Below are 1,067 nucleotides of genomic sequence, written 5' to 3'. Positions count from 1 at the left end.
ACAAATCCAAACGTGGAGGCAACTTGCAGCCTTTTTTCATCTAGCGAAGGAACTGCACTGTACCACGGATTTGACGTAAATAAGGTTTGGGTCACTAATGCCGAGATCCCTTGTAAGTGTTTTGTACCCTTGTTCACCGCTCAAATAAAGCGTACGGCTCTTAACGTAAAATCCTTTGAATTTGGACATTGATCCATTTAAGTACCCTCCATATACGACGTAATATCCACGTTTTTAGCTTTTCGATTATCTAGAAACCCCTAACATACCTCTGGCTTTACACACATATTCTGGACTATATAAGGGAGGGAACAACGTGAATAAAAATTCTCGCGATGATATTCTGTTTGAACACCGTTTTTGGCTACAAATCCTGGGAGATCATTCCCGATTTATTTTTGATTCATTGGCTCCGAAAGAGCAAGCAGACATCGAGCAGGCTAACTACTTTATCCACACATTTGACAAGTTATTAGATTATGCACGCAGGAATTTGTCAGCTGAAGAAATTAATACACTCAACCAACAAGCAGTTACCGAGACAAAAAATCTACGCCAGTTTAAACTTCATCTTCTAGAACGACATCTTATTGGTAAGATTTCCATCAGCCTTCCTCCAACTTTTATAAACCATATGGTGAATGAACTGGAAGAATATGAACGAATCTTGGAGGCCTGTTTAACTGGTAATTGGCCCCCTTCATTTCATCCTCTTCACTTTCATCTGCTATGGCTCTCTGATGCTGCGGGTCATGCTGATACCATCACTTCTCTGCTTGATATGGTGGAAAATGACTACAGACAAAAAAGCAAGCACTTTACGAAACAATTTCAGCACTTTTACCTAAAAGCAATCGAATTAGCTGGCTACCTACGAACAAATTTATCTGAATTTCCAGCACTCAGTCGTTTTAATCATCAGGCTGAAATGGAAATTCAACTTTTTCAGGGCTTTTTACATGAATTAGAAGAGCTACGATTAAAGGATGAAGTATTAGGAACGTTGTCTCCACTTATGGCAGATCATATGTCACGGGAAGAGTGTTATTATTTGATGAAGCTATCCG

General features: G+C 39.5%; 1 protein-coding gene. It reads left to right on the top strand.

Going from position 1 to position 1,067, the window contains the following annotated elements; translation table 11 throughout:
- Positions 1-316 precede the first annotated feature (316 nt).
- The coding region (locus AYJ08_RS05435) for a DUF2935 domain-containing protein (RefSeq protein WP_064016881.1) at positions 317-1,067 on the top strand (751 nt) is incomplete at its 3' end.

It is taken from the genome of Brevibacillus sp. SKDU10 (assembly GCF_001645205.1).
Taxonomy (GTDB): Bacteria; Bacillota; Bacilli; order Brevibacillales; family Brevibacillaceae; genus Brevibacillus_B; species Brevibacillus_B halotolerans.
Note: the sequence above shows the minus strand (reverse complement) of the source record. Positions and strands in the feature narration are given on the sequence as shown.